This is a genomic window from Erwinia sp., from assembly GCF_031978025.1.
GTDB lineage: Bacteria > Pseudomonadota > Gammaproteobacteria > Enterobacterales > Enterobacteriaceae > Erwinia.
This window is the reverse complement of record NZ_DALZCD010000226.1, coordinates 1-7,119: the sequence shown is the minus strand read 5'-3', so window position 1 is coordinate 7,119 and position 7,119 is coordinate 1. Positions and strand designations below refer to the sequence as shown.

At 55.3% G+C, this 7,119-nt stretch carries 5 protein-coding genes, 2 pseudogenes and 1 riboswitch; of the genes and pseudogenes, 5 read left to right on the top strand and 2 right to left on the bottom strand.

The window, feature by feature from the left end:
* A partial coding sequence (yjbE, locus tag RTK32_RS16425; protein WP_312045841.1) for an exopolysaccharide production protein YjbE occupies nt 1–177 on the bottom strand: 177 nt, incomplete at its 3' end.
* A gap of 353 nt (nt 178–530) precedes the next feature.
* On the opposite strand from yjbE, the gene RTK32_RS16420 reads away from it, so the two are divergent.
* The gene (locus RTK32_RS16420; RefSeq protein ID WP_312045839.1) at nt 531–836 is read left to right on the top strand and encodes a hypothetical protein; all 306 of its coding nucleotides are present in this window, start codon (nt 531–533) and stop codon (nt 834–836) included.
* On the opposite strand, the gene pgi is transcribed toward RTK32_RS16420, so the two are convergent.
* Nucleotides 808–2,457 (bottom strand): glucose-6-phosphate isomerase, encoded by a 1,650-nt coding sequence (pgi, locus tag RTK32_RS16415; protein WP_312045837.1) that lies wholly within the window; start codon nt 2,455–2,457, stop codon nt 808–810. The genes RTK32_RS16420 and pgi overlap by 29 nt on opposite strands.
* Nucleotides 2,458–2,670: 213 nt before the next feature.
* Between pgi and RTK32_RS16410 the strand changes: the two genes are divergently transcribed.
* The 4 genes and pseudogenes from RTK32_RS16410 to RTK32_RS16395 form a co-directional block, all read left to right on the top strand.
* The gene (locus tag RTK32_RS16410; RefSeq protein WP_312045835.1) at nt 2,671–4,473 is read left to right on the top strand and encodes a sodium:proton antiporter; all 1,803 of its coding nucleotides are present in this window, start codon (nt 2,671–2,673) and stop codon (nt 4,471–4,473) included.
* 52 nt (nt 4,474–4,525) lie between these two features.
* Nucleotides 4,526–4,719, top strand: a riboswitch (Lysine riboswitch).
* Nucleotides 4,720–4,812: 93 nt separating this feature from the next.
* On the top strand, nt 4,813–6,165 hold the full coding sequence (lysC, locus tag RTK32_RS16405; RefSeq protein WP_312045833.1) for a lysine-sensitive aspartokinase 3: 1,353 nt from the start codon (nt 4,813–4,815) through the stop codon (nt 6,163–6,165).
* 311 nt (nt 6,166–6,476) lie between these two features.
* Nucleotides 6,477–6,704, top strand: a pseudogene (locus RTK32_RS16400) (aquaporin); the annotation flags it as partial.
* Nucleotides 6,705–6,903: 199 nt separating this feature from the next.
* A pseudogene (locus RTK32_RS16395) lies at nt 6,904–7,119 on the top strand (bile acid:sodium symporter); the annotation flags it as partial.

The window sequence follows — 7,119 nt, the reverse complement described above, 5'->3', positions numbered from 1 at the left end:
CAGCGCCACACCCACCAGCGCGCCAAGCGCGCCCACACCCACTGCCGTGGTCGTCCCGGCGGAAAGACTTCCCGCTGAGGCGCCCGCTGCGGCACCGGCCTCTTCAGGCGCGGCAAACGCGGCGGAAGCAGTCGCTAAGTACGCTACGGCTGCAGCAGCACATAAGACTTTTTTCATACAAAATCCTTCACAGAATGAATGGACAACTCGTCTGAAAGGTTTCAGACCGGCCCATTATAAGGCAATAAATTACCAGAATTCAGGACGGTTAAGCGGGCCGGCCACCGCCGCTTCGCTGTATTAAACAGAAACATTTTTGAAGAGATAAGGCAACAATTGGTCACTAAACGCCTCATATCGCTATTTATCGCTGCCATAACGCAACAAGTTAGCGCCATACACTGCCAATTGTGATTAAAAAGGGCATTTTATGGTCAAAAAATGCGGCAGCGCACTTTTACCTTTAAACAGACTATTTTTCATAGAGTTAAAGGGTAAAACCTGATATTTCAGGCGGGGCAACGTCTGAAATGTTTCAGACTATTCTTGTCAAAAATCGCCTTACGCAGCTGAAATTTAAGAATTTCCTTAGCGGCAAGCCGGGCCATACAGCAATTATTGGAAGAGGGATTTACGGCATCGTTGTCTGTAAGGCCCCATTGACCGGGAAAGAAGCCAAACCAGCACCTGTCAAACAGGGCCATCAGCAGATAAAGTTGGATCTGACAGGTATAAAAAAAGGTCGGCTCAATGGCCGACCTTTAAGCTTTCCATTGCGTCAGCAGAAGCGGACGCATTTCAGCTCATTCAACCACGCCAGTTTTTATAGCGGTTGATCAGTCCATTGGTCGAGCTGTCGTGGCTTGCTACCTGCTCGCCGCCGGAAAGTTCAGGCAGGATACGGTTAGCCAGCTGTTTACCCAGCTCTACGCCCCACTGATCGAAGGTGAAGATATTCAGGATAGCGCCCTGGGTGAAGATTTTGTGTTCGTACAGCGCAATCAGCGCACCCAGGCTGAACGGGTTAATTTCACGCAGCAGGATGGAGTTAGTCGGGCGATTGCCTTCAAACACCTTGAACGGCACGATATGCTCGACGGATTGCGCATCTTTACCCGCATCAGCAAACTCTTTCTCTACCGTTTCGCGAGATTTGCCGAACGCCAGGGCTTCGGTCTGCGCAAAAAAGTTAGAGAGCAGTTTGGCATGGTGATCGCCCAGCTGGTTGTGGCTGACGGCCGGCGCGATAAAGTCACACGGCACTAGCTTGGTCCCCTGGTGGATCAGCTGGTAGAACGCGTGCTGGCCATTGGTGCCCGGCTCGCCCCAGATAATCGGCCCGGTTTCGTAGGTGACCGGGCTGCCGTTGCGATCGACATATTTCCCGTTCGACTCCATATTGCCCTGCTGGAAATAGGCGGCAAAGCGGTGCATATACTGGTCGTAAGGCAGGATCGCTTCGGTTTCAGCACCAAAGAAGTTGTTATACCAGATGCCGATTAGCGCCAGGAGCACCGGCAGGTTTTGCTCCGCAGGCGTGTTGGCGAAGTGCTTGTCCATCGCGTGTGCGCCGCTCAGCAGCTGCTCGAAATTATCGAAGCCGATAGAGAGCACGATAGACAGGCCAATCGCCGACCAGAGCGAATAGCGGCCGCCAACCCAGTCCCAGAACTCAAACATATTGGCGGTATCAATGCCGAACTCGCCCACGGCCTTAGCGTTAGTAGAGAGCGCCGCGAAGTGTTTCGCTACGTGCTGCTCATCGCCCGCCGTCTTCAGAAACCAGTCACGCGCGCTGTGGGCGTTGGTCATAGTTTCCTGGGTAGTGAAGGTTTTTGATGCAACCAGGAACAGCGTGGTTTCCGGGCTGAGATCTTTGACCGTTTCCGCGATGTGCGTCCCGTCTACGTTAGAGACGAAGTGCATATTCAGGTGGTTTTTATACGGACGCAGCGCTTCGGTAACCATAAAAGGCCCGAGGTCGGAACCGCCAATACCGATATTCACTACGTCAGTAATAGCTTTGCCGGTATAGCCTTTCCACTCGCCGCTGATGATACGATCGGAGAATGATTTCATTTTCTCCAGCACCGCATTCACTTCCGGCATCACGTCTTTGCCATCGACCTTAATCGGGGTGTTGCTGCGATTGCGCAGGGCAACGTGCAGCACGGCACGATCTTCAGTGCGGTTAATTTTTTCCCCGGAGAACATGGATTTGATAGCATCCTGCAGCTCGGTTTCTTTTGCCAGCGCCTGCAGCTTATCGAGCGTTTCACGGGTGATGCGGTTTTTAGAGAAGTCCACCAGCATTTGATCGTCGAAGGTGGCAGAAAACTTGCTGAACCGGTCGGCATCTTTAGCGAACAGCTCGGCAATCTCTACGTCTTTCATCTCTGCAAAATGCTGCTGCAGCGCTTGCCAGGCAGCGGTTTGTGTCGGATTGATATTTTTCATAGCAACACACTCTTTTTATTTAAGAACCGTAAATCAGACCGGGCACCATGTTACCTGTTACGCGTTTTTCGCACGCCTTTCCCTGCAACAGGTGACGACTATCAGAAGAGAAGTTTTCCTCTCTTTTGCCCGGGGCTATTTATAATTCAGGCGGCGGGGTAAAACCCGATGCGTTTCAGTATGACTATTCTTGCCCTTTAAAGGAAAAATTTTATGGAGCTTTCTGCGCCACTCCTGTTGGTTATCATTGGATTAAGCTCGCTGGTGGCCCAGTGGCTGGCCTGGTTGCTGCGTTTACCGGCCATTTTACCGCTGCTTGTTTTCGGCATTCTCCTGGGGCCAGTCGGTCATGTTTTGCAGCCGGATGCGCTGTTCGGCGCCCTGCTGTTCCCGCTGGTTTCTCTCTCGGTAGCCATCATTCTGTTTGAAGGCGCGCTAACCTTGCGCTTCGACGAAATACGCGGTTTAGGCAAAGTGGTGCGTAATCTGGTCACTATAGGCATGTTCATCACCTTTCTGGCGATTGGGCTAACCTGCTGGCTGCTGCTCGACTTCCCACCCGAGCTGGCGGCGCTGGTCGGTGCCGTTACGGTCGTCACCGGCCCGACGGTCATCGCGCCATTAATGCGCGTGGTGCGGCCAAATAAGGCGATCAACCAGATTCTGCGCTGGGAAGGGATTGTGATCGATCCGGTTGGGGCCATTTTCACGCTTTTGGTGTTTGAATTCATTGTGCTACAGCAAAAAGCGGAGTCGTTTACCCATCTGTTTTGGACCTTCGGACTGACCGTCGTGGTGGGGACCGTCGGCGGTGCGCTGTTCGGCTGGCTGATGGGGATTGCCCTGAAGCGCGTCTGGCTGCCTGGCTACCTGCAAAACTTTGCGGTGCTGGCCGTGACGCTGACCGCTTTCGGCACCTCGAATGCTATCGCCGACGAATCGGGCTTGCTGACCGTCACCGTGATGGGGATCTGGCTGGCTAATATGCGCGATGTGGATTTGAGCGAGATTATCGCCTTTAAAGAGGAGCTGTCGGCGCTGCTGATCTCCGCACTGTTTATTATCCTGGCCGCCAGGCTGGATCTCGGCGCGCTTGTGGCAATGGGCTGGCCGCTGCTTGGCCTGCTGCTGGTGGTACAATTTATCGCGCGTCCGCTCTGTATCGTCCTTTCTACGTGGGGCTCTTCGCTCTCCTGGCGCGACAAGCTGCTGCTTAGCTGGATTTCACCTCGCGGGATCGTAGCTGCGGCGGTCAGCTCGCTGTTTGCACTGACGCTGGAAAAAACCGGTTACGAGGGTGCCAGCCGCCTGGTGACGGTAGTGTTCGCGGTCATTATCGGTACCGTGGTGCTACAAAGCCTGACCAGCTCATTCTTAGCCCGTGCACTGCGCGTGCAGCAGCGGGAACCGCGCGGCATCCTGATTATTGGTGCGAACAGCGTTGCCCGCGCGTTAGCCGCCGCGCTGCAAAAGTTGGATCTGCCTGTGCAGGTAACGGACAGCAGCTGGGAATATTATCGGCTGGCCCGCATGGAAGGGATCCCTGCTTACTACGGTAACGCCTGGTCAGATCACGCCGAAAACTTTCTCGACCTTAGCGAAACGGCTCAGGTGCTTGCCCTGTCACCTAATCGCCATCAAAATGCGCTGGCCGTTTATCATTTCAGCCATATTTTTGGCAATCACAATGTGGCGGCTATTCGTTCAGGTGCCGCACTGAAAGGGCGTCGGGACAGTGAAAGCCCGCGCTTTCGCCGTCATGAAGTGCTGTTCAGTCAGGAACATACCTATGCCCGACTCAGCAGCCTGCTGGCGAAAGGTGGCGTGATCAAAGCAACGGGCCTGAATGAAAATTTTGGCTGGCATGAATACCAGGAAAAGCACCAGAACGCGCTGTTGCTCTTCGTACAGGATGAGCAGGGCAAGCTGAAAATGGGCGATGGCCAGCCGCCCACGCTGCCCTGTACGGTGATTGCCCTGGTACAAAATGAAGCCACGGCTAACCCCGGGGATTGACAGCGAGGCAATAACCCGGTATTTCTGGGCGGCTAGCTGCGCATCTGATGCGCAGGCCAGAAGAGGCGCGTCGCCCAGGCAGTGTGTTAGAGGAACCGAATCCGCAGAAAACACATCAGGGGGAGCGACGCCGAGGTACAAACCATGCGGTATGGGGCGTATCGGCTACAGGGGCTGAATCCTCTGGGTTGTCACCACAATTGTTCGCAAGGCGAACGATTTGCAAGGTGGAGCGCTTCTGGGTGACTCGTAGTAATCCCTTTCTACGTCTGCCCCGTTTCTGCTCTTCCCTTGTGCCAAGGCTGATAGATTTTAACCTGACACGAGGTATGTCAAGACATGTCCCAATCATTGATCGTGGCGAAGTTCGGCGGCACCAGCGTTGCCGATTACGCCGCCATGAACCGCAGCGCCGACGTGGTGCTGGCCGATCCGAATGTGCGCGTGGTGGTGCTTTCCGCCTCTGCGGGCATCACCAACCTGTTGGTTTCTCTGGCGGAAGGCCAGCAGCAGGAGCAGCGTGCTTACCTGCTGGATGAGATCCGCCGTATTCAGTACGCTATCATCGATCGGTTACCGCATTCCGAAGTGCTCTATGACGAGATCGATCGCATGCTGGAAAACATCACTACGCTGTCGGAAGCTGCCGCGCTTGCGACTTCGACCGCGTTGACCGATGAGCTGGTGAGCCACGGCGAACTGATGTCAAGCCTGCTGTTTGTGGAAGTCCTGCGTCAGCGTCAGGCCGCCGCCGAATGGTTTGATGTGCGTAAAGTGCTGCGCACCGATGACCGCTTTGGCCGCGCGGAAGCAGATATCACGCTGCTTGCCGAGCTGGCACAGGCGCAACTGGCACCGCGTCTGGAAAAAGCGCTGATCGTGACGCAGGGATTTATCGGCAGCGAAGCCAAAGGGCGTACCACCACGCTGGGGCGCGGCGGCAGCGATTATACCGCAGCGCTGTTGGGCGAAGCGCTGCATGCCAGCCGGATTGATATCTGGACGGATGTGCCGGGAATTTATACTACCGATCCGCGCGTAGTGCCAACGGCAAAACGTATCGATGAGATCACCTTTGAAGAAGCCGCCGAGATGGCGACCTTTGGGGCCAAAGTGCTGCATCCGGCCACGCTGTTGCCTGCGGTACGCAGCGACATTCCCGTTTTCGTCGGCTCCAGTAAAGACCCTGCCGCTGGCGGCACGCGCGTCTGCAACGAAACGCAGGATCCGCCGCTGTTCCGCGCGCTGGCCCTGCGTCGCAAACAGACGTTGCTGACGCTGCACAGCCTGAATATGCTGCACGCCCGCGGCTTTCTGGTCGAAGTCTTTACCATTCTTGCGCGCCATAATATTTCGGTCGATTTGATTACCACTTCCGAAGTGAGTGTGGCATTGACGCTGGACACGACCGGCTCCACCTCCAACAGTGATGGCCTGTTGACGCAGGCGCTGCTAACCGAACTCTCTTCGCTGTGCCGTGTGGAAGTAGAAGAGAACCTCGCGCTGGTGGCGCTGATCGGCAATCAACTTTCCAAAGCCTGCGGCGTTGGCAAAGAGGTTTTCGGCGTGCTGGAGCCGTTTAACCTGCGCCTGATCTGCTACGGCGCAAGCAGCTATAACCTTTGCTTCCTGGTGCCGGGCAATGATGCCGAGCAGGTGGTGCAGGCGCTGCATAAAAACCTGTTTGAATAGGGTTCAAAACCGGACGCCCGCCCGGTTTTTACTTTTCTGGCTGTCTGCTTTCACCGCTTTATCCCGCCTCCGCTTAGCTTTTGACCTGGCCCAAGCCAGCCGTTAAGAAAGCGGCAAATCCGCCTGCAGGCAGTCCATTCTCCGTTCCGTTGATTTTTCGGTTGGGCAAGCCCGTAATAATCAGGGCGTTACCTCAAACAACTGAGCAAACCATGCGTAGGTTAGTGGCTGAGTCACTGGGAACTTTTGTACTGGTTTTCGGCGGCTGCGGTCGTCGCCGCGACTTTTCCCGGCTATACGGCATGATAACAGAGGCCGTGCTGACCACTATTTTCCCTATCGTTACCCATCGCGCGAACAACAAACCTGCACCGCAGGGCTGTACGCCCATCGCTATTGGTCTGTTCCATCTGGTCAGCATTCCGATTACCGATAGCCCGGTTAACCCGGCACGCAGCACTGCCATGGCTATTTTCGAGGGCGGCTGGACGCTCGATCAGCCGTGGATGTTTTGGGCTATGCCGATAGTGGTGGGCTGATTTAGCGTGTTTTGCTGGCAAAAAAAGCGTAATACCTGAAGGACAGATCGCCGCTGACCCGCCCTTTCCTTCCGTTCTTCCGTCGCTGCCGGCTCGTCCTTCCTTTCCCATGTGCTGATGCTATGATTCGACGACCGCTTTTCCCCCGTTCCGGGAAAACGGCCACTCTGTTATCACAACATCAAAAGGAAGTCTGGCTATGCTTGCCATCGTTACCCGACTGTTCCCGTTATGGGCAGTCCTGCTTTCCCTCGCCGCCTGGTACACGCCCACAACCTTTCTGGGCATTGGCCCATGGGTGACTTATTTGCTGATGCTGATTATGTTCGGGATGGGCGTGACGCTGAATATCAACGATTTTAAACGCGTGCTGACCCGACCGGCGCCGGTGTTCGCCGGGACGTTTTTGCACTAT

Bases quoted from the DNA above. Each gene is read 5' to 3' on its own strand.
- lysC (WP_312045833.1), top strand. From the start codon at position 4,813: ATGTCCCAATCATTGATCGTGGCGAAGTTCGGCGGCACCAGCGTTGCC.
- pgi (WP_312045837.1), bottom strand. From the start codon at position 2,457: ATGAAAAATATCAATCCGACACAAACCGCTGCCTGGCAAGCGCTGCAG.
- RTK32_RS16420 (WP_312045839.1), top strand. From the start codon at position 531: ATGTTTCAGACTATTCTTGTCAAAAATCGCCTTACGCAGCTGAAATTT.
- RTK32_RS16410 (WP_312045835.1), top strand. From the start codon at position 2,671: ATGGAGCTTTCTGCGCCACTCCTGTTGGTTATCATTGGATTAAGCTCG.